This is a genomic window from Campylobacter sp. BCW_4341 (assembly GCF_001764255.1).
GTDB lineage: Bacteria > Campylobacterota > Campylobacteria > Campylobacterales > Campylobacteraceae > Campylobacter_D > Campylobacter_D jejuni.
The window spans coordinates 84,070-108,189 of sequence record NZ_MKAH01000023.1 but is presented as its reverse complement, the minus strand read 5'-3'; the positions used below and the strand labels follow the sequence as shown (position 1 = coordinate 108,189).

The 24,120-nt window shown below is 30.9% G+C and carries 27 protein-coding genes and 1 pseudogene; 7 read left to right on the top strand and 21 right to left on the bottom strand.

The window, feature by feature from the left end:
- Positions 1–27: 27 nt before the first annotated feature.
- From rimP to AJN70_RS03975, 9 genes are all read right to left on the bottom strand, one after another.
- Positions 28–444: a ribosome maturation factor RimP gene (gene rimP, locus AJN70_RS04015; protein ID WP_070233940.1), complete on the bottom strand. Its 417-nt coding sequence runs from the start codon at positions 442–444 to the stop codon at positions 28–30.
- Positions 434–796, bottom strand: a complete 363-nt coding sequence (rbfA, locus tag AJN70_RS04010; RefSeq protein ID WP_002778650.1) for a 30S ribosome-binding factor RbfA — start codon at positions 794–796, stop codon at positions 434–436. The genes rimP and rbfA overlap by 11 nt, the downstream gene beginning before the upstream one ends.
- A complete protein-coding gene (gene infB, locus AJN70_RS04005) occupies positions 793–3,408 on the bottom strand; it encodes a translation initiation factor IF-2 (RefSeq protein ID WP_002870411.1) in 2,616 nt (871 codons plus the stop codon). Before infB ends, rbfA begins: the two co-directional genes overlap by 4 nt.
- Positions 3,395–3,652: a DUF448 domain-containing protein gene (locus AJN70_RS04000; protein ID WP_002870410.1), complete on the bottom strand. Its 258-nt coding sequence runs from the start codon at positions 3,650–3,652 to the stop codon at positions 3,395–3,397. Before AJN70_RS04000 ends, infB begins: the two co-directional genes overlap by 14 nt.
- Before the next feature lie 24 nt (positions 3,653–3,676).
- Positions 3,677–4,555, bottom strand: a complete 879-nt coding sequence (thrB, locus tag AJN70_RS03995; protein ID WP_002857455.1) for a homoserine kinase — start codon at positions 4,553–4,555, stop codon at positions 3,677–3,679.
- Between the two features lie 8 nt (positions 4,556–4,563).
- Positions 4,564–4,965 (bottom strand): tRNA threonylcarbamoyladenosine biosynthesis protein TsaB, encoded by a 402-nt coding sequence (locus AJN70_RS03990; RefSeq protein WP_002851789.1) that lies wholly within the window; start codon positions 4,963–4,965, stop codon positions 4,564–4,566.
- A gap of 38 nt (positions 4,966–5,003) precedes the next feature.
- Positions 5,004–5,888 (bottom strand): UDP-3-O-acyl-N-acetylglucosamine deacetylase, encoded by an 885-nt coding sequence (lpxC, locus tag AJN70_RS03985; RefSeq protein ID WP_044779391.1) that lies wholly within the window; start codon positions 5,886–5,888, stop codon positions 5,004–5,006.
- Positions 5,888–7,261, bottom strand: coding sequence for a M23 family metallopeptidase (locus tag AJN70_RS03980; protein ID WP_044794428.1), 1,374 nt, complete (start codon positions 7,259–7,261; stop codon positions 5,888–5,890). The genes lpxC and AJN70_RS03980 overlap by 1 nt, the downstream gene beginning before the upstream one ends.
- A gap of 79 nt (positions 7,262–7,340) precedes the next feature.
- Positions 7,341–8,168: a prephenate dehydrogenase gene (locus AJN70_RS03975; protein WP_002860956.1), complete on the bottom strand. Its 828-nt coding sequence runs from the start codon at positions 8,166–8,168 to the stop codon at positions 7,341–7,343.
- A gap of 76 nt (positions 8,169–8,244) precedes the next feature.
- Between AJN70_RS03975 and bamA the strand changes: the two genes are divergently transcribed.
- The 7 genes and pseudogenes from bamA (at position 8,245) to AJN70_RS03940 (ending at position 14,762) form a co-directional block, all read left to right on the top strand.
- Complete coding sequence (bamA, locus tag AJN70_RS03970) at positions 8,245–10,464, top strand: outer membrane protein assembly factor BamA (protein ID WP_032603272.1); 2,220 nt, start codon at positions 8,245–8,247, stop codon at positions 10,462–10,464.
- Positions 10,464–11,186, top strand: a complete 723-nt coding sequence (locus AJN70_RS03965) for an inositol monophosphatase family protein (RefSeq protein WP_002860954.1) — start codon at positions 10,464–10,466, stop codon at positions 11,184–11,186. Before bamA ends, AJN70_RS03965 begins: the two co-directional genes overlap by 1 nt.
- A gap of 8 nt (positions 11,187–11,194) precedes the next feature.
- The gene (gene accD / locus AJN70_RS03960; RefSeq protein WP_070276142.1) at positions 11,195–12,037 is read left to right on the top strand and encodes an acetyl-CoA carboxylase, carboxyltransferase subunit beta; all 843 of its coding nucleotides are present in this window, start codon (positions 11,195–11,197) and stop codon (positions 12,035–12,037) included.
- Position 12,038: 1 nt separating this feature from the next.
- Positions 12,039–12,488 carry a 23S rRNA (pseudouridine(1915)-N(3))-methyltransferase RlmH gene (locus AJN70_RS03955; protein ID WP_002870404.1) on the top strand — a complete coding sequence of 150 codons (450 nt, stop codon included), beginning with the start codon at positions 12,039–12,041 and terminating at the stop codon, positions 12,486–12,488.
- A gap of 11 nt (positions 12,489–12,499) precedes the next feature.
- Positions 12,500–12,863: pseudogene (gene dksA / locus AJN70_RS03950) on the top strand (molecular chaperone DnaK suppressor DksA).
- Positions 12,853–13,839: a hypothetical protein gene (locus AJN70_RS03945; RefSeq protein WP_002870402.1), complete on the top strand. Its 987-nt coding sequence runs from the start codon at positions 12,853–12,855 to the stop codon at positions 13,837–13,839. Before dksA ends, AJN70_RS03945 begins: the two are co-directional and overlap by 11 nt.
- Entirely contained in the window at positions 13,836–14,762 is a 927-nt protein-coding gene (locus AJN70_RS03940; protein WP_070243412.1) for a tRNA dihydrouridine synthase, read from the top strand. The genes AJN70_RS03945 and AJN70_RS03940 overlap by 4 nt, the downstream gene beginning before the upstream one ends.
- A gap of 24 nt (positions 14,763–14,786) precedes the next feature.
- On the opposite strand, the gene AJN70_RS03935 is transcribed toward AJN70_RS03940, so the two are convergent.
- The 12 genes from AJN70_RS03935 to AJN70_RS03880 form a co-directional block, all read right to left on the bottom strand.
- A complete protein-coding gene (locus AJN70_RS03935) occupies positions 14,787–15,989 on the bottom strand; it encodes a Cj0814 family flagellar-dependent secreted protein (RefSeq protein ID WP_052858931.1) in 1,203 nt (400 codons plus the stop codon).
- 127 nt (positions 15,990–16,116) lie between these two features.
- On the bottom strand, positions 16,117–16,524 hold the full coding sequence (ybeY, locus tag AJN70_RS03930) for an rRNA maturation RNase YbeY (RefSeq protein WP_002871111.1): 408 nt from the start codon (positions 16,522–16,524) through the stop codon (positions 16,117–16,119).
- Entirely contained in the window at positions 16,521–17,135 is a 615-nt protein-coding gene (gene recO, locus AJN70_RS03925; RefSeq protein ID WP_002851895.1) for a recombination protein RecO, read from the bottom strand. Before recO ends, ybeY begins: the two co-directional genes overlap by 4 nt.
- Complete coding sequence (locus tag AJN70_RS03920) at positions 17,135–17,656, bottom strand: isochorismatase family cysteine hydrolase (protein WP_002785057.1); 522 nt, start codon at positions 17,654–17,656, stop codon at positions 17,135–17,137. Before AJN70_RS03920 ends, recO begins: the two co-directional genes overlap by 1 nt.
- Positions 17,657–17,660: 4 nt before the next feature.
- Positions 17,661–18,416: a tRNA 2-thiocytidine(32) synthetase TtcA gene (locus AJN70_RS03915; RefSeq protein WP_002860947.1), complete on the bottom strand. Its 756-nt coding sequence runs from the start codon at positions 18,414–18,416 to the stop codon at positions 17,661–17,663.
- Positions 18,413–19,102, bottom strand: coding sequence for an aminodeoxyfutalosine nucleosidase (gene pfs, locus AJN70_RS03910; RefSeq protein ID WP_002859787.1), 690 nt, complete (start codon positions 19,100–19,102; stop codon positions 18,413–18,415). The genes AJN70_RS03915 and pfs overlap by 4 nt, the downstream gene beginning before the upstream one ends.
- Positions 19,099–19,971: an ACP S-malonyltransferase gene (locus AJN70_RS03905; RefSeq protein ID WP_230099754.1), complete on the bottom strand. Its 873-nt coding sequence runs from the start codon at positions 19,969–19,971 to the stop codon at positions 19,099–19,101. Before AJN70_RS03905 ends, pfs begins: the two co-directional genes overlap by 4 nt.
- A gap of 47 nt (positions 19,972–20,018) precedes the next feature.
- Positions 20,019–20,582 carry a peptidylprolyl isomerase gene (locus tag AJN70_RS03900; protein ID WP_070233950.1) on the bottom strand — a complete coding sequence of 188 codons (564 nt, stop codon included), beginning with the start codon at positions 20,580–20,582 and terminating at the stop codon, positions 20,019–20,021.
- A gap of 14 nt (positions 20,583–20,596) precedes the next feature.
- A complete protein-coding gene (locus AJN70_RS03895; protein WP_070276136.1) occupies positions 20,597–21,544 on the bottom strand; it encodes a tetratricopeptide repeat protein in 948 nt (315 codons plus the stop codon).
- A gap of 3 nt (positions 21,545–21,547) precedes the next feature.
- On the bottom strand, positions 21,548–22,045 hold the full coding sequence (pal, locus tag AJN70_RS03890; RefSeq protein WP_002851617.1) for a peptidoglycan-associated lipoprotein Pal: 498 nt from the start codon (positions 22,043–22,045) through the stop codon (positions 21,548–21,550).
- 76 nt (positions 22,046–22,121) lie between these two features.
- Positions 22,122–23,330, bottom strand: coding sequence for a Tol-Pal system protein TolB (gene tolB, locus AJN70_RS03885; protein WP_044779377.1), 1,209 nt, complete (start codon positions 23,328–23,330; stop codon positions 22,122–22,124).
- 9 nt (positions 23,331–23,339) lie between these two features.
- On the bottom strand, positions 23,340–24,119 hold the full coding sequence (locus AJN70_RS03880) for a TonB C-terminal domain-containing protein (RefSeq protein WP_070233952.1): 780 nt from the start codon (positions 24,117–24,119) through the stop codon (positions 23,340–23,342).
- Between the last annotated feature and the right edge of the window lies 1 nt (position 24,120).

The following is a 24,120-nucleotide window of genomic DNA, read 5'->3' as shown; positions in this document are numbered from 1 at the left end:
TGCTATTTTAAATCATATTTAAATTTCCTACCACTCTACAAAAGTTCTAGCTTTTTTAATATCTGCAATTTCTATACTGATTTTTTCTTCTGAGTCTTCTATAAGAATGCGTTCATTTTTGACTTCTAAAAGTGTGCCTTGAAATTTTTCTTTTTCATTGGTTGTGATCTTCACAAGTTCACCTATACTTTTAGCAAAGTGTTCTATCTTACTCAGTTTTCTTTCAAGTCCTGGTGAAGATACTTCTAAAAAATACTCTCCATTTACAGGTGGTTCTACATCAAAAATAGGCGATAAAATTTCACTAAGCCTTGCACAATCATCAAGATTTACCCCGCCTTCTTTTTGCACATAAATTCTATAAATTTTTCTGCCATTTTCACTTACTAGCTCATCATCATAAAAACTAAGTCCTGCTTCTTTGCAAAGGGCTTCAAGATTCATTTTTATCCTTTTTTATTTTTTCAAAAAGTGCATCCATATGGTTTTGATACTCGAGCCTATCATCAAATTTAAAGTGAAAATTCGGACACCTATACCAGCCCTGCTCACTCATGCAGTAATTTTGCAAAGCTCTACTTGCCTTTTTTAAAGAAGATAAAATTTTTTCTTGCTCATGAACATTAAAAAACATCTTATCAAGATACACAAAAGCATCATATCTGCCTTTTTTACACTCTACATCCACTACACACAAATTTTTCAAATTTTCATCATCTAAATTTGCTAAAGCTTCAGGGATCAGCTCTTTTAAGATACTTTCAGTGCGTAGTTTTTTAATCTCACTTGGGTTCATAGACTTGCTTGTTCCTCTACTTCTTTATAGCTTTCTATATAATCACCCACTCTCATATCATCACACCCTTCTATACCTACGCCACACTCATAGCCTTTTGCCACTTCTTTAGCATCATCTTTAAAGCGTTTAAGCGAGCTTACATTTCCTTCATAAACCACAACTCCGTCACGGATAAGGCGAATTTTAGCTCCACGGTTAATCACCCCTTCAGTTACCATACAACCTGCAATTTGTCCGATTTTTGGCACATTGATCACTTGTCTAATCTCTGCTTGTCCTAATTGCTCTTCAGAAATAATCGGACTCATCATACCACCAAGCAAGGCTTTTACATCGTCTAAAAGATTATAAATCACATTATAGGTTTTAATTTCTACGCCTTTATCCTTAGCACGCTCTTTAACTTCCCCTGTTGGGCGTATGTTAAAACCTAGTACTATAGAGTTTTCACTCGCACTTGCAAGCTCTATATCACTTTGTGTGATCCCTCCTACCCCGCTATGAATGATATTCACTTTAATCTCATCATTTCTAAGTTTTTCTAAACTTGCTTTTAAGGCTTCTAAAGATCCTTGTACATCAGCTTTTAAAATAACAGGCAAGGCTTTTAGATTACCTTCTTTGATCTTAGCTCCAAGCTCATCAATGCTAACTTTAGTAGATTTACTAAGTTCTTTTTGGCGATTGTATTCGTGGCGTTTATTAGCGTATTCTCTTGCTTCTTTATCGGTTTTTACTGCGATTAAAATTTCACCTGCATCTGCTACTTCGCTAAGCCCTACGATAACCCCACATTCGCCTGGTTTGATTTCTTTTAAAGCTTTACCTTGATCATCACTCATCGCACGCACTTTTCCATAAGCCTCACCTGCAACCACAGTACTTCCTACAGTAAGTGTTCCATTTTGCACGATGATAGTAGCTACCGCACCACGCCCTTTTTGCACAGAACTTTCTATAATACTTGCTTTAGCAAAACTTTTTGGATTGGCTTTAAGTTCTAAAATATCAGCTTGTAAAAGCACGATCTCAAGCAAATCTTCAATCCCCATTCCTGTTTTAGCCGAAACCCCTACAAATTCATAAGATCCGCCCCATTCTACTGGCATGATTTCCATTTCTGCGAGTTGAGTTTTTACCATATCAGGATTTGCTGCTTCTTTATCCATTTTGTTAATAGCAATAATAATAGGCACACCTGCTGCCTTGGCATGATTTATCGCTTCTTTGGTTTGTGGTTTTACCCCATCATCTGCGGCCACAACAATGATTACAATATCAGTGATACTTGCACCCCTTGCACGCATAGCAGTAAAAGCTTCGTGACCTGGGGTATCGATAAAAGTAATTTTACGTCCATTTTTTTCTACCATATAAGCACCCACGTGCTGAGTAATACCCCCTGCTTCACCACTTGCAACGCGTGATTTTCTGATATAATCTAGCAAAGAAGTTTTACCATGATCAACATGCCCCATGATGGTAATCACAGGTGCTCTAGTCACTAAATCTTTTTCATCAGTCTCTTCTTCATAGTCTTTTACATAATCAAACTCATCAGCCTCGTTAATGATATTGATCTCTATACCAAATTCAGCAGCCAAAATTTCAATCGCATCTTCATCTAAGAAATCATTTTTTGTTGTCATCATTCCAAGCATGAAAAGTTTTGAAATCACTTCACTAGTGCTTTTTCCTATCTTATCAGCGAATTCATACACACGAATTTCTTTAGAAATAGAAACACTACTTACTTCTTCTACTTCCTTTTTTTCAATCTTTTTAGGTGGTTTTTTACGACTTCTTCTTTGAATTCCACCTTCAAGCCCAAAACCCGCAGAATTTCCAACAGCTTGTCTTATAAAATTAGGTTGTTTTTTATTAATATTTTGTGGTTTTTCTTGTTCTTTTACACTAAAATCAGGTAACACTACCTCATCTTCATCTTCTAAAGAAATATCACCAAAATCATGTTCATCTAAAAAATTCATTTTTTCGGTACTTTCTTTTTTACTCGCAACAAAAGATTTTTTTTCTTTTTTCTTTTTCTTTAAACTCTCATCAGCATTTGAAAACATAGTTTTTAAACTTAAGCGCTCTTCGTTATTGATAGATATATCATTTGAATTTTTTACTTCTTCTTTTTTAACTTGAATTTCTTCTTCGTCTTTTTTCTTTTTAACAATGACAAGTCCGCGTCTTTTGGCTAAAGTTGCACTAGCAAGGCTTTGTGGCTTATGAGCATCAATAATTTCTTGTTTTTCTTGTTCTTTTGCATTTTCTTTTTCAACTTTTAATTCTTCTTTTTTAACTTCTTGTTTAAGCTTTTCTTCTTTTTTAGGTTCTTTTTTTTCAGATTCATTTAGCTTTTCTTGTTCTTTTATATTTTCTTTTTTAGGCTTTTTTGCCGTAGGAGTTTTGATATTTTTCTTAAAAGCTTCTGGAATTTCTCTTGTTTGTATATACTCATAAATAGCTGCCGCGATCTCAGGTTCTACAGCATTTGATGCTGTTTTAATTCCAAGTCCTAATTCATTTGCCTTTTCAATAATTTCCTTACTATCATAACCTAATTCTTTTGCGATTTCATGAATTCTAATCTTTGCCATTTAAAAATATCTCCTTAAGTCCTTGCTGAGTAATTTTAGTATTTAAATTTTTACATATTTTAGAAAATGCTTTTTGTAAGATTTTATCTTCTTTCTCAATACAATTTTGACATAAATATCCGCTTCTTCCATGTTCTGCTTTAGGCACAATATCTCCTAAAACAACTTTAAATCTAAATAACATATTTTGCTCAAAGCGGTTTTTACACACTATGCACATTCTAATTGGTATATGTTTTTTCAAAATTATATCTTTTTTTTATATTTTTTAGCAAATTTCAAAGCCATTATCATCAAATTCTAAATATTGCACACGAAAATCTTTAAATTTTGTTTGCATTTTCTTTGCCAAAGCTAAAGCATCATCTTTAAAAGCTAAAGAAAAAAAGCTCGATCCCGAACCTGAAAGTGTGCTCATTAAAGCTTTATTTTCTAAGGCAAATTTTTGCACTTCAAAAAGCTCGGGTAAGTTTTTCATACGATTGATTTCATGGAGTTTATCTTGACTTGCAAATTTTAAAAATTCATATTTTTTCTCCAAAAAACAAGCGGTTAAAAATGAAGCATGGGAAAGGTTGAAAACCGCATCATTAAAACTTAAATTTTTGGCCAAAGCTTGGCGTGATTGTTCTGTGCTCATTGCCAAATTTGGGATCACAACCACAGCAGCTAAATCTTTATCAATCTCTTTTTTGATACTATAAACTTTATTTTTTTCAACCAAAGAACACACAAAACCACCAAGAGTAGCTGGAGCGATATTATCTGGATGGTTTTCGTAAATTAAAGCTTCATCTAAAATACGTTCTTTTTCTACCTTAAATCCACTCATATAATAAGCACTGGCAATAGCTCCAACAATCACAGCTGAAGAGCTTCCTAACCCTCTTGAAAGAGGAATGTTATTTTGAAAAATAAAACGAAAATTATCTTTTTTTCCGCTTAGTTTTTCATAAATTTCATAAAAAATATTTACAAATATATTGTTTTTTTTAAGAAAAATATTATCACTGCCCTCACCTCCAATACTAATGCTAAAAACACCTGATTTTTGGATTTGAGTTTCATTAAAAAGCTTTAAACTAAGTCCTAAACAATCAAAACCTGGCCCTAAATTCGCACTCGTAGCGGGAACTAAAATTTTCAAATTTCATCCTAAATTGCATCTAAAAAATAAAAGGGAAGATTATCATTATTTAGTTTAAGCTCTTGTAAATTTTTTGGTAAAAAAAACTCTGCTGGGATATTTTGCTCTAAACAAATTTCACCTTCTTTATATACAAAACAAAAATTTTTATTTGCACTTATGGGTTTATAGCCATTTAATTCAAAAGCACTCACCGCAAATAAAGGAATATTTTTTACTATACTTAAAGTACTCAAACTTACATAAGAAATTTTAATCCCCATATAAGAACCTGGACCATTAGCATAGATTAAACTTGTAAAATCATATTCTTTAAGCAATTCATCTAAAATTTTTGGTAAAAATTCGCTTGCTTTTTCTTCACTTTTATAAGTTTTTATAAGTTTATCATCTTGATAAATTCCGATCATCAAAGGCTTAGATAAAGCATTAAGCAAAAGAGAGGTTTTTATGCAAATACCTTTTCATAAGCTTTTTGGGTTGTTTTTTCAAGGCTTACAATTTCATAAGCATCTTTATCTTTTAAAACTTCTTTAGTGAGCAAATGATTTAAATGATGACTCCCAGCATATGAAGTATAATCTCCAAAAACACGATATCCAAGTAAGGTTAAATCTCCAATTGCATCTAAAATTTTATGTCTTACAAACTCATCTTTGAAACGCAAACCCTCAGGATTTAAAATACGATTTTCATCTACCACTATAGTATTTTCTAAACTTCCACCTAGTGCTAAATTCATACTCCTAAGGGCTTGAACATCTTTTAAAAAACCAAAAGTTCTAGCTCTTGCTATGTTTTCTATATAATTTTTTTTGCTGAATTCAAAATTGTAACTTTGTTCACCTATAACAGCATTGTCAAATTTAATCGTATAGTTAATACGGGGTTCTTTAGTAGGAGTTAAACGCACAAATTTATTACCATCTCTTACTTCTATAGGCTTTTTAATTACCATAATTTTTTTAGGCGCATCAAGTTCTTTTGCCCCTGCTTCATCAAGCATCATACAAAAACTAATACTTGATCCATCCATAACAGGAGCTTCATTTGCATTTAAAACTATGCGTACATTATCGATTCCATAAGCATTAATCGCACTCATTAAATGCTCTATTGTAGAAATAAATCCACGATCATCTCCTAAAACAGTTGCCATTTGAGTATTGATCACATTTTCAGGACTTGCCTTATAACTTGCATTAAGATCACTTCTAAAAAATACTATACCACTATTTGCTTCTAAAGGCTCTAAAATAATTTCTATAGGTTCGCCCTTATGAAGTCCTATACCTACGCCTTTGACAGTTTTTGCTAAAGTTAATTGTTTCATTAATTTTTTCCTAAAATTATCTTTTTACCATCATTTAAAACATTGTAAATATTATTTTCTATCCATTTTTTATCTTGCCATTGTTCAGGACGCGTTTCAACTCCTTGAACCAAAACTCCAAAATGCAAATGATCGCCTAAGGCTAACCCACTTGTTCCTGTTTTGCCTATAATGCTTTGTTTATTAATCATTTCATCTAAATCAACATTTTTAGAAGAACAGTGCCCATAAAGACTATATACTCCAAAACCATGATAAACAATTAAATTTAAACCATAAATTCCATTTTCAGCAGCAAAAACAACCTTGCCTGCGTTATTACTTATGATAGGAGCTTGTGCTACGCTTGCTAGATCAAGCCCCATATGATAAGAATCACTCACAAATTGCCCATTATAAGAATAATACCTATGATCAGCAAAATCCGCTACTTTCATACCATTTTTAAGAGGTAAAAATAAACTCAAATCAAAATTATCAATTTTTTCCTCAGGTACTTTTGAAGTGATTTCATGGATAAGTTCTTCATTACTATTTCTTAAAGTTTCATTGACAAACTTAAATTTTTCATAACGATTGAGATTATTATCTTTTGGAGCGTATTGATTGGCTAAATTCTCAATCTTTCCATCTAAAAATTTATCCGTTAGATTGATATTTGAAACACGATATTTACGATTAACAAAATAATACCTTATACGTTCTTTTGAAATATTTCCCGCTTTATCCGTAGCGATAACAAATGCGCGAAATTCCTCATCCCTTGCATCCCAAGCAATCAAAGCCGCATAATACCCTTCTTTTACATAAGGTGTAACTTTAAAGATTTTACCTTTATTTGTTTCTATATACACCTTATCTAAATTAGCATCATCGGCCTTAAAAACAACTGCCCCAGCACCGCCTTGCTCGATTTGGTAAGAATTGCTTATGATATTGATTTTTGGAGCCGTATTATCTACTAATACCGCAATTTGTTTTCTTGCTTCATTGCCACTAAAAAAATTCCAAAAACTAGAATCTTTAGCTATCACCTCCAAAACAAAAGATTTTACATTTTCTTTGTAACCAAATTTTGGCAAAGCAACTTGTAAGGTAATATCTTTTAAATTAGAAATCTTTTCATCTGCTATAACCATTGCACTAGTATTGTCGTCTTTATGCAATATAATTTGTACATTTTTGATAGAACTTTCATCATCTTTAACATGCACTAAAATAGGTTTTTTAAGATCAGTATATACAACATCTGGCATTAAAATTTGAGGAGGATTTTTTTCAAAAATACTTAATCTTGAAATAAAAAAAATCAAAATTGCTATTAAAACTAAAATTAAAACAGATAAATAAGTTTTGCCTTTTCTTTTTGCCATAACCTTCCTTAAAAATTTTCAATGTTTTTGTTGTTTTTAGTATAAATTCTATTATATTTTCAGTAAATATCTAGCAAATTTATAAAATTTCTCTTAGAGTATTAGCCTGTTTCATCCATTCTCTTAATTCATCATTTTTGTCTAATTGTATCATTTGTTTACATCTCTCTAATTCTTGTTGAAAAAAATCAATAGAACTTAATAAGTTATCTTTATTTTGTAAAAAAATACTTTCCCACATTTGTGGCGATGATTTGGCAATTCTGCTCATACCTTTAAAAGATCCTCCAGCTAAATGAACAATATTTCTTTTATCCTCTTCTTTCATTACAAAATTTGCCAAAGAAAAACTTATAACATGAGGCAAATGAGAAATAATAGCAGCATGATGATCATGGGCTTTACTATCCATAAAAACAATTTTCATCCCTAAATGAGAAAAAATTTCTACTGCTCTTTTTTGATGCAAGTCATCAGCTATTTCACTATCACAAAGAACACAAACTGCATCTTTATAAAGCTCTTTAAAAGCCGCTTTTGGACCTGAATTTTCAGTTCCTGTCATAGGATGAGCAAAAAGAGTTTGTTTGATTAAATTCTTAGGCAAACTTTCTATAATTTTTCTTTTTGTACTTCCAAGCTCTATAATTGTTACATTAGAAGGCAAATCAACTAACTTTTGCAAAATTTCTATAATAGCATTAACAGGAGTTGCGACAAAAATCATATCACATAAAGCTAAATCTTTAAATTCTATAAGCTCATGAATAAGACCTAATCGCAGGGCATCTTTTTCATTTTCTTTACTTAAATCCATACCATAAACACAAGAAATAAGCTTATTTTCTTTCAAACAAAGCCCTAAAGATCCACCCATAAGTCCAAGCCCTATAATTGCTATTTTCATACTTTCTACCTTAGTTTTTTTGTTAAATTTTTTTTGCTATTATACAGCTTTTAATAAAGCTTTAGGTAAAAAATCAATGAAAAAACATCTTATTAGTATTTGTGCTTTAGTTGCTATAGCCAATGCAGCAACCATTAAGGATATTAAATTTATCGGATTAAACCACTTATCAAATACAAGTGCCATAAATATTACAGGGCTTAAAATAGGAGAAGAAATAGATCCTGCAAAAATCAACACTGCTATTCTTAATCTTTATAAACAAAATTATTTCGAAAATATTTCAGTTGAAAACAACAATGGAATTTTGGAAATTATAGTTACTGAAAAACCAACTATAGCAAAGGTTAGTATAACAGGTATAGCTTCAAATGATAGAAAACAAGTTGAAAGTATTTTAGGGATTAAAAGAGGTACGCTACTTGATGAAGGAAGTATAAAAGAAGCTATTGAACGCATTAAAGCTTATTATGAAGCAAAAAGTTATTTTGATACTATTGTAGAATACAAAAAAAAGACTTTAGAAAATACCGATGGATTAGAGCTTGAATTTATAGTAAATCGTGGTGAAAATATCATTATTGATAATGTTCATTTAAGTGGAGCCAAGAAATTTTCATATTCTGATATAGAACCTTCAATTGTCAATAAAGAAAAAGAATTTATGGGTTGGATGTGGGGACGCAATGATGGAAAATTAAAAGTTTTTGAGCTTAGCAATGATAGTTCAAGAATTGCTGATGAGTACATGAAAAAAGGATATTTAGATGTTCAAGTATCTCCTCCTTATCTTAAAACCTACACAGATACTTATCAAGCAAATTTGACTTATTTTATCAAAGAAGGAAAGCCTTATAAAATTAAAAGTATAAACATAGAAAATCCTTTATTTGATGATAAACAAAATGCACAAACCGTAAAAGATTTAAGATCAAGCGCTGGCAAAACTATCAATATTGAAGACATTAGAAAAGATGTTAAAACCATAGAAACACAAAGTGCTGATTTAGGTTATGCGTTTGTAGAAGTCTATCCTGATATTCAAAAAAATGATCAAACTCAAGAAGCTACTGTTGTATTTAAAGTAATCCCTCACGATAAAGTTTATATAAGAAATGTTATTATTTCAGGAAATTCACGCACTGTAGATCGCGTCATACGCCGAGAATTATATATAACAGAAGGTAATTTATACAATAGAACAGACTTAAGCGAGTCAAAAAATGCTTTAAAAAGAACTTCTTATTTTGACGATGTGAATATCAAAGAAGAAAAAGTTGACGATACACATATTGATTTGATTGTTGATGTTAAAGAAGCTTCTACAGGAGCTATTTCTGGAGGCATTGGCTATGGATCAAGCGATGGTATTTTACTTAATGCTTCTTTATCAGATACAAATATTTTTGGTTCAGGGATAAAAAGCTCTGTAAGCGTAGATAAAAGCGATGATACCTTATCAGGAAGGATTAGTCTCATAAATCCACGCGTTCTTGATAGTCAATATAGCCTAGGTGGAACACTTTATTCAAATGACTATGAATGGGATAATTATTCAGAAAAAAATTACGGCTTTGATATAACAGTTGGACGCCAATTTGCAAGATACTATAATGTAAGCTTAACTTATAATCTTGAACAAAGCGATATTTATCACTTAAGTCCAACTCTTTTAAGAACAGGATATGAACTTGGCAAAAGTATTAAAAGCTCTATAACTCCAGCAATCACCTTTAACAATACAGATGATTATTATCTGCCACGATCAGGTATCATTGCTTCAACTAGTTTAGAATACGCTGGACTTGGCGGAGATCAAGAATTTATTTCATCAAGCTCTAAATTTAACTTTTATCAAGGTTTGCAAGACTATATAGGATATGATCTTATTTATCGCTACAAAGCAAGCTTTTATAAAGTATGGAATGAAGGTTATTTACCAATTAACCAAAGAATTTATTTAGGTGGTATTAGATCGATACGCGGTTTTGAAAGCAGAACGGTAAGTCCTAAAAACCAATGGGGAGATGAAGTGGGAGGAACCATAGCTTTTGCCAATTCCGTAGAACTTAGTTTTCCTTTGATTGATAGAATTAAACTTCGTGGTAGCGTGTTTTTTGATTATGGTATGATAGGACGCAAAAATTTAGATGAAATAAAAAGAATGAGTACAGGTATAGGCATTGAATGGATTACACCAATTGGACCTTTACAACTTGTATTTGCCAAACCTCTTAATGATAAAAAAGGTGATGATACTAACAGTTTTGAATTTAATCTTGGAACACGCTTTTAATGAAAGAATTTTTAGATGCTTGCTTGAATGCAAATTTGCAAATACGCAAGTATCTAAACAATATCCCACAAAATGATCTTAAACTTTGCTCTAAATTAGGCTATGATGAAAATCAAGGCTATGAGCTTGACTTAAAATGTGAACAAATTTTCATAAAATATCTTAGTTGTTTTGGGCAAATTTTTTCTGAAGAAAGTGGCTTGATCGGGAAAGATAACCCAAAACAAATGATTCTTGATCCTTTGGATGGAAGTTCAAATTTTGTTTCTAAAATACCATTTTATGGAACTTCTATAGCTCTCATAGAAAAAGATCAGGCAAAAAGCGCTTTTGTTTGCAATCTTGTCAGTCAAGAAATTTTTGCTTTTAATAACAATCAAGCTTTTAAATCTAATCTTTCCGATCCAAAATACTCACCCTTAACACCTAATCTATTTTCTAAAATAGGTATAGTTGAAAAAATTTCACTTTATCCAGAACTTCTCGATTTTTTAACAAAAAATCAATTAAAATTTCGCTCTTTGGGCGCAACAGCCTTAAGTCTCGCTTATGCTTCGTATTTTAGTTTTGTATTAATTCTTGGAAAAACACGAATTTTTGATACAGTAGCTGCTTTAACAATTCATCAAAATTTATATATAGAAAAAAATGAAAATTTCCTTCTCCTAAGCCAAGACAAGAAAATTTTTGATATAATCTTAGAATTTTTAAAAAATAATTAGGTGAATATATGAATTTTGCAGATATTTTTTCAAAAATAAGAAGACAACAACCTAGTGTTAAAGAAGCTCCAAATCACTGGATAAAATGCCAAAGTTGTCATGCTTTGATGTATTATAAAGAAATAGAATCTTGTTTTAATGTTTGCCCTAAATGTAATTATCACATGAGAATTTCAGCTGATGAACGTATTAAACTTTTAAGCGATGAAGGCAGTTTTATTGAGTATGATGCAAATTTAGAGGCTATAGATCCTTTAAAATTTGTTGATAGCAAATCCTATAAAAAACGCCTTAGCGAAGGTGAAAGTAAAACAGGTAGAAAAAGTTCTGTTATTAGTGGAGAATGTGAAATCAATGGTTTAAAAACCCAACTTGTTGTATTTGATTTTTCTTTTATGGGTGGATCTTTAGGTTCTGTTGAAGGAGAAAAAATCGTTAGAGCTGTACAAAGAGCCATCACAAGCAAAACCCCTCTTGTCATCGTAAGTGCAAGCGGTGGAGCTAGAATGCAAGAAAGTACTTATTCTTTGATGCAAATGAGCAAAACTAGCGCCGCACTTAAACTTCTTAGCAAAGAAAAACTTCCTTATATTAGCATTTTGACTGATCCTACTATGGGCGGAGTAAGTGCTTCTTTTGCTTGGCTTGGAGATTTAATCATCGCTGAACCTGAAGCTTTAGTCGGTTTTGCTGGTGCAAGAGTTATTAAACAAACTATAGGAGCAGATTTACCTGAAGGCTTTCAAAAAGCAGAGTTCTTGTTAGAACATGGACTTATAGATGCCATAGTTGAAAGAGGAGAACAAAAACAATATCTTAGCGATGTGCTAAAATTTTTCAGTGGAAAATAATTTGCAAGTTAATATCTTTTGTATTCAAAAAAGTGATGAATTTAAAACTTGGAGTGAGAAATACTCTAAACTTATTTCTAAATACGCCACTTTAAAAGAAATAAATGTTTTTAATAAAAAAATAGCCTTAGCTCAAAATTTAAATGCCATAGAAGCAAAAAAAAGCTATGAAGAAGCTTTTATGCCTTATAAAAAAGGCTATTGTATCGCTCTTGATGAAAAAGGGAAAGAACTTACAAGTATAGAATTTGCAAAACTCATCCAAGATAAAAATGAATTAAGTTTTTTTATAGGTGGTGCTTATGGTTTAAGAGAAGAATTTAATCAAAGTTTGGATTTTAGACTATCATTAAGCAAACTTACTTTAGCACATCAATTTGTTAAAACCTTACTTTTAGAACAAATTTATCGTGCATTTTGCATCAACAACAATCACCCTTATCACAAATAGAAAGTTTTAAAATGAAAAAAAATGAAATACAAAATTTCAAAAATATTTTAGAAGAAAGAAAAAAAACCATCTTAGAAAATTTGCAAAGCAATTCAAATGAAATCGAAGCTCTTCACAATAGCGTCCCAAGCGATAGTGTAGATTTTTCTATCATAGAAACAGGCTCTCAAATTGACTTTACTATCAGCACCAATCTCAAAGAAGAACTTATAGAAATCGAAAATTCTTTAGATAAAATCAAAAACGGCACTTATGGAATTTGCGAATCTTGCGATGATGAAATCGACTCTCAAAGACTAAAAGTCAAACCTCACGCAAGATATTGTATCACTTGCCGTCAAATTGCAGAACAAGGAAAAAAAACATGAAAATTAAACTCTTTTTACTTGCAAGTTTTATTTATATAGCACTTATTTTTGCCTTTGCTTGGCATCTAGAACTAGGAAGCTATACTCTAAATATCAGTACTTATACCTTTGAACTACCTATTATGATATGGCTTGTTATTCCTTTATTTGTTTATATGATTTTAGCCGTTTTGCACATAGCATTTTATGGATTTTTGCGTTATTTAAAATTTAAGCATTTTTTTAAAGATGCAACTAAATTTGAAGCTTATACTCAAGATTTGCTCCTTGAAAAAGATCTTAAAACCACTTTTCAAACAAAAGAATTTAGAGCTGTGGCACAGCTTTTTAAAACCCTAAAAACACATGAAAAAATTCCACACTCAAATAAAATCAATGAAATTTTAGATCTTATTGATGGTTTAAATAAAAACGAATTTTTTAACCTTAGTAAATTTAAACTCGAAAATAACAATGTTTTATATTTGCAAAATGAAAAAAATCATCTCAAAAACGATGCAAATTATGCCTATAGCAAACTTAAAAACCTTAATGAAATCAAAGATGAATTTGAAGAAATTGCTTTTAATACTCTTATAGAAAAAGCTAGTTATGAACAAATTAAAAATGTAAAAATCCCTAAAAAGCCTTCTGAAGTTCTCACACTTATCAAGCGTTTTAAAGAAGGAAATTTAGAACTTAGTGCAGCAGAATACGAAGTTTTACTTTCACACAATATACTAAGCGAAAAAGACTATCTTAACGCAGCAAAACTAAGTACTAAACTTTTAAATCCTGATGCTATTTTAGGAATTTTTAACAAAATTAAAAATGAAAAAAGCGAAGCTTTAAGAGCACATTTATATCTTTTAGCTGAATTTGGACTTTTAGATGAGTTAAGAGAGCAAATTCACAATGATGATAAGAAATTTAATGATTTTAAGGCCTTTTTAGCCTTGCGTGAAAAAAATATCAAAATCAATCTAAACCAACTCATACAATGATAGATTTTAGCAAAAAACCTTTATTTTTAGCTCCTATGGCAGGTTTTTCAGATCTGCCTTTTCGTAATGTAGTAAAAAAATTTGGTGCTGATATCACCATAAGCGAAATGATAAGTTCTAATGCCTTAGTTTATGAAAGTTCTAAAACTCTACATATGCTAGAAAGAGCTGAATTAGAAAATCCTTATATAGTCCAAATTGCAGGTGGAGATAAAGAAGTGCTAAAAAAAGCAGTGCAAATGCTAAATGAAATGGATTTTGTAGATGGGATTGATTTTAATTGCGGTTGCCCTGTAAATAAAGTTGTTAAACAATGCGCTGGTAGTGCTTTGCTAGAAAAATTAGAGCTTTTTAAAAATCTTGTAGGAGTAATTAAAGAAAACAATAAAAAAAGCCTTACAAGTGTGAAATTTCGACTAGGATTTAATGAAAAATATCCTGAAAAAATGGCTAAAATTTGTGAAAGCTTGGGGGTGGATTTTGTAAGCATCCACGGACGCACAAGAAAACAGCTTTATAGCGGAAAAGCCGATTATGAATCCATTGCCAGTGCTAAAGCGAGCGTGAAAATTCCTGTGATTGCAAATGGTGATATTAACGCACAAAACGCTAAAGAAGTTTATGAAATCACAAAATGCGATGGACTCATGATAGGGCGTGCAAGCGTGGGAAATCCTTGGATATTTTATGAAATCAAAAGCGGTAAAAGCGTAGATGAAAAACTCAAAAAAGAAATCATACTCACTCATTTTGATGAAATGATAAAACACTACAAAGATCAAGGCGTAAGTATATTTCGCAAACATTTACACGAGTATTCTAAAGGCTATAAAGACGCTTCAGCCTTTAGAGATAGCGTTAATCGTATCGACAATGTCGAAGAAATGCGAAAAAAAATAGAAGAATTTTTTAGTTTAACTTGATCGATTTTTATAATTTAAAAAACCTTAAGCCTTAATATCTATACTTTTTGGTGCAGAATTTAAAGAAAGAATTTTATTAAATTCTCCTGCATCATCATCACTAAATTTCACACCAAAAAGAATTTCTAATTCTTTACTAGTGCTAAATTTACCTTCTAATAGTTTTTTTACAAGTTGGTTTCTTATATTATCATCTTTGTAAGTTTCTTTGTTTTTACTTTCTGCTTGTATAGGTTTAAAAGGCTTTTCTTTGCCTTCTTCTGAAGTTTCTTTGTTATTTGTATTTTTTAAAGGATTACTATAATCTACACCTTTTGCCTTTTCTGCTTCTTCTAGTGATTTTACAAACTCATCGTGTTTTTGTTTAAAATCAAGATATTTGGTTTTAAATTCTTCTAGGCTCATATTAGAATTAATAAGCTTATTGTATTCATCTCCTAAATTCTCAATAGTTTTTATTAGTTTATCATCTCCTAAATTTTTAGCTCTATTTATATAATTCCATATTGATAAACTATCTCCCATAGGATTGCCCCAGCCATCTTGCTCGTAGGAATATTTTAAAGGATTTTTATTCATAAAGGACAAAAATTCTTTTATTTCATTGTTGTCCGTATCGCTATTAAGTCCAGCTAATTTACCCAGTAAGGTTGTTTGTCCTTTAATTGTGCTAAGATTATTTATAAAAAACGCAATTAAAGCACCACCTTTAGATATTTTGTTATCATGTATTTGATATTTATTAGAACCCAAATCTGCTATATTTTCATCAGTAAGCTTCCAAATGAAAGCATTATCGCTTTGTAATTCTTGCCAATAATTTACCCCATCTTTTTGGGATAGATTTTTTAAATCCTGTTCTTGAAAGCTTTCTCCTAATCCCTTATCTTTAACAAAAGAAGAAAAAGAGTTATAAGCATTTCCTATTGTTTTAGCAATGTCTATTTGAGAGTAAAAAGGTTGTCTTTTAATAAAGTTATTTACAAAATTATTTAAACCATCTGCATAAATCTTATAATCTTTTGGCAAGCCTGCTGCTTCGTTGAAATCACTTGTAAAAAAGCCCTCTTTATCTACGCCATAGCCTAAAATTTTATCTACCGCTTGTGATTTATCACTTACAAGGTTATTATTTGCTATGGCATTAGATGATTTTGTATTTGAAGTAGTATTACTAAAAGTATTTGTGTAATTGTAGTTTGAATAAGAATTTATACCATTAATCATTTTTGCCTTCCTTGTAAATGAAATTTATTAAGATAAATCAGCAAAAATGATTTTTTCTTAAAATATCTACTCATAATTTAAAATATATAATATAAAACCTTCTAACACTCGAAGAAAAAATTCTTACTTAATCTTTTAAAGTCCTTATAATCAAACTTTTAGGCAAATTAAAATGCTCTATAAGTTCTTTCTCTTTTTCTCTCATTTCTCCATTATCATTTTCATGATCAAAACCTAACAAATGAAGCATAGCGTGGATAAAAAGCAAGCTTATTTCTTCTTCATAGCTATGCCCTAACTCTTTAGCCTTCTCTTTTGCCAAATCCACATTGATCACAACAGAACCCAAAGGCAAACTTTCATCGATATTTTCAAGCGGAAAAGAAAGTACATCAGTGGTTTTATCTTGTTTTCTTTGCTCTAAGTTAATTTCTTGCATTTCTTTACTATCCACAAAGACAAGCTCCACATCTTTAGGGCTTAAAAAACTTGCTATAGATTCTAAAAAATCACATTTTTCATCACTTAATATCATAAACCTTCCTTAATCAAATGATATAAATTTTCTATTTCTTCATCATCAAAAATCGCACAATTTTTACTGCTATAAAATTGTTTTAGTTTTTTCTCTTCAAACTCAAATCCTAAAGCACATTGAGAATGCGAAGGTAAAAAAGCCCTTAGTAATGTAATGGAATTTTGAATTTTCTCATCACAGGCGAAACAAAAAAAATCTTTATGCAATCTTCCTTCAAATTCCAAAATTTTTAAATAAGCATCAACAATAACACGCTTTGGATTTTGTTTTTCAAACCTTTTCACACACTCATCAAGTAAATCAAAATAAAAACTATCAAGCTCTTCCACATCTTTTAAGTGTCTATATAAAAGACGGATAAATTCTTGCCAAATAAGCATTTTATCCCTTTGCATAATCCATAAAAATCCCAAATGCAATACATCTTTAAGTCTTGGTAAAAAACTAGGATTTTCTTCTAAAGCAAAGTCGATTTTATAGCCGCTTAAAATACTAGAATGTCTAAGTCCATAAAAACGATAAGCCTTAATAAGCATTTTAGGACTTAAAATATAAACGATCAAATCCTCGTCTTTAACTTTTTGAGTATGAAGTATAAAGCCTTGCATTAAACAATTTCAATACCATAAGCTCTAAGTATATCAAAAGCGGATTTTTCTAAATTTTCATCAAAACTTGCACTTAAATTTTGGTGTAAAATTATCCTTGCATTAGGCTTAGCACCAAAAGCTAAAATGATATTACAAAACACACAAATATGAGAAACAAGCCCTGCAAAATGAAGTTCTTCATAATCGCTTTTTTGTATGAAATTAGCTAGTTCTAAGCTACCAAAAGTATTTTTATAAAAAATTTTATGAGCTTTTTGTAAAAAAGGTTCAAATTCCTTTGGCATTTGCCAACCCAAACTCTCTTTAATACAATGTTTTACAGGTAAATTTAAACCTTCTTTACTTTGTAGATAATGCTCATCATGCGTATCATAGGTTAAAAGCAAATGCGTGTTATTAAAATCGATTTGATTTAAGGCTTTAAGAATATTTTCTTTGATTTTTAAAGCCTTATCAAAACCTAAACTTCCATCAATAAAATCATTTTGATAATCCACTAAAACAAAAGCTTTTTTCATGCTTTTATGCCTTTTGAAGCCAAAAACTCTCCGTGTGTAAATTGGCAAAAGCGGTTTTTAAACTTGTAAAAAGCTTAGGATGATCTTTTTCTAAATTTGCTAAAAGCTGTTTAGCTTCTTCTCTAGCGTGGGGGAATTTTACATTTTTTTCGCTGAGTTTCATACCAGGACAAAATTCATTCCCTATCACGCTAAGTTCATTTTGCGTAGCATTATCCCTAAGCTGTCTTTCTCGCACAAAAATCAAAGGGCGTATCACAATTACACCGCGTTTGCTTTGATAAATAGGCGCTAAGGTTCTTAAAGCTCCATTATGAATAAAATTCATAAAAAAGCTTTCTGCTGCATCATCTAAATGATGGGCTATAGCAAGCTTGTTAAAACCTTTTTCAAGAGCGTAAGTATATAAAGCTCCACGACGCATTCTCGAAAAATAACTACAAAAACTTGAATTTTCTCTTATGGTATCACCTGAAACTTCATAAATATTTGAATCAAGCACGCTATGTTTAATGCCGTGTTCTTCACAATGTGCATGAAGATGAGAATAATCCTCGCCCATGCCATAACTCAAAGTTACCGCTTCAAGTTCAAATTTAAAAGGAGCATGAGCTTGCATACGATTTAAAAGATGGGCTAAAGCCAAAGAATCTTTCCCGCCACTAAGCCCTAAAAGAACCCTATCTCCATCTTTAATAAGTCCAAATTTAGCATTAGCTTGTGCAACTTGGCGTATGAGTTTTTTGCTAAGATTTATCATAATTTCTCGCACATTTTAAGCACAAAATTGGCTGAAATTTTAGCTGAATTGATCACAAATTCATCAAAATCAAATTCAGCCTTTTCCCCTGCTTTATCACTCATAGCTCTTAAGATAAAACAAGGCACCTTTAAAGCATCACAAACCAAAGCCACACTTGCGCCTTCCATTTCACAAGCATCCGCATTGAAAATTTCTCTAATTTTTGCTTTTTTTGCTTCATCGCAAATAAACTCATCACCCGTTGCAATAATACCTGCACGAAGTTTGATATTTAATTCCTTAGCAACTTCTAAAGCAAGATTGTTTAATTTCTCATCGGTTTTGATAAAAATTTCATTACCTGGAACAAAACCCAAAGGATGCCCAAAAGCGGTAATATCAAGATCGTATTGAGCTAATTTTGTTGCGTAAAGCAAATCACCAATTTCAAGTTCAGGATTAAAAGCACCTGCAACTCCTGTAAAAAGCAAAGCTTGTGCGCCAAATTTTTCTATCATCACACTAGCACTAAGAGTAGAATTTACCTTGCCGATTTTAGAATACGCTAAAACAAGTTCATGATTTTTATACTTTGCAAAATAATAAGTATTATTAGCGTGTTCTATTTTTGTATAATCTTTAAGTGTTTCAAGCAAAGGAGTGATTTCTTCACTCATGGCTCCTAAAATTGCTATTTTCATCATATAACCTTTAAAAATTCATCAATATCATTCATATTTGTTAAAGCATAAGTTTCTTTTGAAGTGATTTTTTTATTCAAACCCTTAAGCACACTTGCGCCAAATTCTATGAAATAATCTACTTCATTTTCACATGCCTTAATGCTTTGTTTATAAAGCACAGGAGAGATAAGTTGTGCTTTTAAAAGCTCAAGGGCTTCTTCTTTGCTTGTATAAATTTTGGCATTTGCATTAGAAATTACGGCTTTAAAATTTGGTTTTAACACCTTTTCAAGCTCCACACAAAGCTTAGCTGAAGCATTTTCCAAAAGAGGACAATGACTTGCCACGCTCATATTTAAAAGCATAGCTCTTTTAGCTCCTGCTTCTTTAAATACACTTTCATAACTTGCTAAATCAGGTTTTAAACCTGCTACAACGATTTGTCCATCGCAGTTATAATTTGCAGCGAAAATTTGCTTGTTTTCTTTTTGTGCTTTTTGACAAAGCTCTTCAACCTTTTCATCATCAAGCCCTAAAACAACCATCATACCCGCTTCAACTTTTACACAATCTTCTTGCATAAAAAGCCCTCTTTTATTGACCAAAGAAAGAGCCTCTAAAAAATCAAAAGCACCATTGACAGCTAAGGCTGAAAATTCTCCCAAAGAATGCCCTAAAGCAAATTTCGAACTTAAATCAGGTTTTTTTTCAAGTAAAACACTATAAGCCATTAAGGAATTTAAAACGATGGCGGGTTGAGTAAATTCACTTTGATTGAGTTTTTCGTTTTCTTCAAAAAGCAAATGTTTAAAATCAATCTTACAAAAATCACTTGCGTTTTGAAGGAGTTCTTTGGCTTTTATAGAGTTTTCATAAAAATCTTTTCCCATGCCAAGACTTTGTGAGCCTTGACCTGGAAATATAAACGCGGTCTTCATTAATGACAACCGCAACCGCCGCCACCACAGCAACCGCCGCCACCGTGTCCGTGATTATGATCGTGTCCATGTCCGCTTCCACAACCACAACTATGACTTCCTGCGATAATACCTGTAAGAATTTCATCTTCACTTGCAGCTCTAGCATCTACGATATTTAAAGAAAAAAGCAAATCACGACCCGCATAAGGGTGATTATAATCAATTGTCACATCATTTTCACTAATTTCTTTTACAGTTACACGAACAGTTTCGCCATTTTCACCTTCGCCAAAAAGCTCCATACCTACCTTTAAATCAATACCTGCAAATTGCTCTTTTGGTAAAGTTTGAACGGCATTTTCATCGTATTCGCCTAAACCTTTTTCTTTTTTAATTACCACATCAGCATTGCTAGGACAATCAAGCTTCATCACTTCTTCTTCTAAGCTTTCTAAAATCTGACCTTTGCCTAAAATAAAAGAAATAGGTTGAGAATATAAATTTGATTCTAAAACTTCATTTGTATTTGCGTCTTTTAACTCATAAAACATTGAAACTACACTATTTTTTTCTATAGCCATTTTATCTCCTTAATTTATTTTCTATTGGGTGAAGCTTTTGCTTCGGGTGAATTTGGATAATTAGTTTTTAAAGCTTTATAAAAACCATTTGCTGTTTTTGTATCACCTGTTTTATCCAATGAAATGGCAGTATGATATAAAAGTTTTGGGAAATAATCCCCTTTTGTACTCAAAGAAGAACTTTTTTTATAATAAACAATAGCATTGTTATAATTTTTTTGTTTATACTCGATCTCCCCTAACCAAAAATTTGCTCTTGCGGGTTTATACTGCTTTGTTATGAGAAAATTTAATTTTGCTTTGGAATCTTCAAAAGCATTTTTATCAACATCTTTTATCGCTAATTCTAAAATTTCATTATTTTTTTTCTTTTTCCAAGATTCATCAATTTGTTTTACTTTATCATCTTGGGTATTTTGAGCATTATTGTTTTCAATAGTACTGTTTGAATCTGTAGTTGAAACAACAACACTAGGTGTAGTAGCTTTAACGCTTAAATTTGCATCATTTAATTCGTTTTTAGAAACATAATTTGCATTAATAGCATCTACTAAAGAACTAAGTTCGGCTAAAACTTTTTTTACTTGCTTATTATTAGCTTCTTGAATTTTTCTACTTTCTTCAACATAAGCCTTTAATTTTTGAATTTCACTAGTAAAATTATTTTCAATATTTTGATTATTCTCTTCAACTTGACTTAATCTAGAATTTGATTTAGCATATTGAGAATTTATACCTTCTAAAGTGCTTTGTAAACCCTCGATTCTTTCGTTAATTTCATTAATTCTAGCATTTGTTTGTATATTTTCATTATTTAAATTATCTAACTTTTCTTTAAATAATTTTTCATTTGAAGTTAAACCATAAGAAGAATTGCTTGTTATATCTCCTGCACCAAAAGCTGAGCTTTCTGCATAAAGTAAAGTAGCTCCAAGAAGAGCTACTGTGAATATTTTTTTCATTAATTATCTTGATAATTTAAATTCAGCACGTCTGTTTTGCGCATCGCAAGCTTTAGTTTTTTCAGTGCACACAGGATTTGTTTCTCCATAGCTTTTAACAGCAATTCTATCAGCATTTACACCTTTAGCGATTAAAGCTTCTTTTACAGCTTTTGCTCTTTTTAAACCTAGAGCTTGGTTATATTCATCAGTTCCCCACTCATCGCAGTTTCCTTCAACAGTAATACTTACACCGCTTACTTCAGTGTTAAAGATATTAGCATTCGTGCTTACAACATTTTGCATATCAGGACGAATGTTGAATTTATCAAAATCAAAATATACTTTATTTAAAGTATCATTAAGTTGAGAAATTTTTGAATCAATATCCCAACCATCACTTCCACCTGAACCACGATTTGAATCAACACTACTATCACCGCTTACGCTAGTGCTTTTTGTGCTACAACCACTAATAACAACTGCAAGAGCTGCAATTGAAGTAAAAAGAATTTTTTTCATTTATGACCTTTCAAAGTTAATAAATTCTTACTATTATATCTAATTTTTAATTAATTTTAACCTAAAATTGAAATTTTTACCAATCAATTGATTGAATTTTTCCAACCCTAAGAGGAAAATAAAAAGTCTTATTTGCATTTACACGAATAACACCTAAAGCACTTTGCGCACCTAAATATTTGATAAATACTATACTTCCACCGTCACTAGAAAATCTTGGAAATAAATTTTTTCCATTTGCTGTAAGTTGACGAATATAATCACTATTAATTGACATCAAATAAATATTAAAAACACCTGCTTGATTTGGTTCACGACTTGAATAAACCAAAAAATCTTTATAAGTCGAAACAGCCGAATTGTTTCTACCATGAAAAACAACTTGTTCAGCACTATTACTATTTAAATCTTGCATAAAAATATTAGGATATCCTAAACGATCGCTTACAAATACCACTTTATTATCATCTGAGCCAATAAAATTTCCATTAACATCAATACCAGAATAATTAGTTAATTGTGTTAGATTTTTGGTATTTAAGTCATATAAATAAACATCAGGCTGATCTTTTGGAGCCATGGTAACAAGTAGTTTACTTCCATCTACACTCACATCACTTGCTACAACCATGCCACCACTTGATAAAATTTTACTAGCTTTATTGGTATTTAAATCATAACGGTATAAAGTTGGCTTATCATGATCATAAGCTGTATAATAAAATAGAGTTTGTTCTTTATTTCCCCATTTTGGAAATAAATTAAGCCCACCATCAACAATAACTTTTTGATAAGTTAAAGTATAATCAGCCATAATAATTTGACTTTTTTTAGAGCTAGAATTTCTCGCGATCAAAATTTTATGATCCATCCAATCAACAGGTGCAAGTCCTAATGCATTTACAGAAGCTTTGACGCTTTTATGTGCCAAAAATGGATATTGCTCTAAACCATTTAAAGTATAAGTTTGCTCTGACTTATCAGAACCGCCAGCTTTTATTTTTACATTTAAACTCAAAGTGTTACCATTTTTATTTAAAGCGTATTCAAAAGTATAATTACTTGTCTCAGTTGCATTAGCAACAACTTCAAAGTTTGAACTTACTTTCAAATCGTTCACAATGATATTATAAAAGCTTTTCTTTAAATTCTCATCACTTAAATTTGAATTATCTTTAACGATAATCTTTGGTAAAACTACACCAGAATTAACAACATCAATCACTGGATCTTCTGCCCAAAGACTTCCTAAAAAGACTAAAAAAATTGCTACAATTTTTTTCATTTTTTTCTCCTAATCATTTTTAACTTTTGCTTCATCTCTTAAATTCATGGTAATGCTTATATTTTTATTTTGCGGAGGATAAGTAATAAATTTACCTTTTTGACTTTCTAAAAATTCAGCCACTTTAGCATCATATAAAGGATTCCCACTTTTTTCAACTGAAGTATAGCCAAATTTTCCATTTTCATCAATAAAAATTTTTACCTTAACAGAAATTTTTTCACTATTTGGATAATACTGAGTCCATCTTTGAGTGATAATACGCACAACTTTCCCTAAAAATTCATCATAAATTCCAATCTTTTGCGCCTTTGTGCTTTCTCCTTGCGTTGAACTTTCTTCTTGAAGTAAACTATCATTAAGTTGTTTTACAAGTTCGGAAGCTTGAGGTTTTGGAGCACTAGAAATTCCTGATTTAGCACTTGATTGAATTTTTGTAGTCTTTTCTTCTTGTATTTCTTTAATATTTCCAAAAAGCTCATTAAAATTACTTGCCTTTTGGTCAATATCTTCAGTTTTAACTGTTTTATTTGTAGTCTGAGCAAAAAGTTTTTCTATATCAATTTGCTCTGTTGGTTTTTGTATTTCTTTAGGAGTGTTGCTTTGAGTAATAACTTGTTTTGATGGTTCAGCAAGTTCAATATCTACAAAACTATCTTTTATATCGGTATATTGTATAGCAGATTCAATCTCGCTTACAAGTCTAAAAAAAACAAGAATTACTATACTAATATATATTACTAAAGCAAGTAAAAACGAATTTAAATTACTCAAACCATAATTTTTCATG

Coding starts and splice junctions, on each gene's coding strand:
- AJN70_RS03935 (WP_052858931.1), bottom strand. CDS start 15,989: ATGATTAATGGTATAAATTCTTATTCAAACTACAATTACACAAATACT.
- AJN70_RS03980 (WP_044794428.1), bottom strand. CDS start 7,261: ATGGCAAAAAGAAAAGGCAAAACTTATTTATCTGTTTTAATTTTAGTT.
- AJN70_RS03990 (WP_002851789.1), bottom strand. CDS start 4,965: ATGATCGGAATTTATCAAGATGATAAACTTATAAAAACTTATAAAAGT.
- accD (WP_070276142.1), top strand. CDS start 11,195: ATGAATTTTGCAGATATTTTTTCAAAAATAAGAAGACAACAACCTAGT.
- AJN70_RS03965 (WP_002860954.1), top strand. CDS start 10,464: ATGAAAGAATTTTTAGATGCTTGCTTGAATGCAAATTTGCAAATACGC.
- recO (WP_002851895.1), bottom strand. CDS start 17,135: ATGCAAGGCTTTATACTTCATACTCAAAAAGTTAAAGACGAGGATTTG.
- lpxC (WP_044779391.1), bottom strand. CDS start 5,888: ATGAAACAATTAACTTTAGCAAAAACTGTCAAAGGCGTAGGTATAGGA.
- ybeY (WP_002871111.1), bottom strand. CDS start 16,524: ATGATATTAAGTGATGAAAAATGTGATTTTTTAGAATCTATAGCAAGT.
- rimP (WP_070233940.1), bottom strand. CDS start 444: ATGAATCTTGAAGCCCTTTGCAAAGAAGCAGGACTTAGTTTTTATGAT.
- AJN70_RS03920 (WP_002785057.1), bottom strand. CDS start 17,656: ATGAAAAAAGCTTTTGTTTTAGTGGATTATCAAAATGATTTTATTGAT.
- AJN70_RS03940 (WP_070243412.1), top strand. CDS start 13,836: ATGATAGATTTTAGCAAAAAACCTTTATTTTTAGCTCCTATGGCAGGT.
- pfs (WP_002859787.1), bottom strand. CDS start 19,102: ATGATGAAAATAGCAATTTTAGGAGCCATGAGTGAAGAAATCACTCCT.
- pal (WP_002851617.1), bottom strand. CDS start 22,045: ATGAAAAAAATTCTTTTTACTTCAATTGCAGCTCTTGCAGTTGTTATT.
- tolB (WP_044779377.1), bottom strand. CDS start 23,330: ATGAAAAAAATTGTAGCAATTTTTTTAGTCTTTTTAGGAAGTCTTTGG.
- rbfA (WP_002778650.1), bottom strand. CDS start 796: ATGAACCCAAGTGAGATTAAAAAACTACGCACTGAAAGTATCTTAAAA.
- AJN70_RS03975 (WP_002860956.1), bottom strand. CDS start 8,168: ATGAAAATAGCAATTATAGGGCTTGGACTTATGGGTGGATCTTTAGGG.
- AJN70_RS03900 (WP_070233950.1), bottom strand. CDS start 20,582: ATGGCTATAGAAAAAAATAGTGTAGTTTCAATGTTTTATGAGTTAAAA.
- infB (WP_002870411.1), bottom strand. CDS start 3,408: ATGGCAAAGATTAGAATTCATGAAATCGCAAAAGAATTAGGTTATGAT.
- AJN70_RS03895 (WP_070276136.1), bottom strand. CDS start 21,544: ATGAAAAAAATATTCACAGTAGCTCTTCTTGGAGCTACTTTACTTTAT.
- AJN70_RS03905 (WP_230099754.1), bottom strand. CDS start 19,971: ATGGGAAAAGATTTTTATGAAAACTCTATAAAAGCCAAAGAACTCCTT.
- AJN70_RS03915 (WP_002860947.1), bottom strand. CDS start 18,416: ATGATAAATCTTAGCAAAAAACTCATACGCCAAGTTGCACAAGCTAAT.
- AJN70_RS03945 (WP_002870402.1), top strand. CDS start 12,853: ATGAAAATTAAACTCTTTTTACTTGCAAGTTTTATTTATATAGCACTT.
- AJN70_RS03880 (WP_070233952.1), bottom strand. CDS start 24,119: ATGAAAAATTATGGTTTGAGTAATTTAAATTCGTTTTTACTTGCTTTA.
- bamA (WP_032603272.1), top strand. CDS start 8,245: ATGAAAAAACATCTTATTAGTATTTGTGCTTTAGTTGCTATAGCCAAT.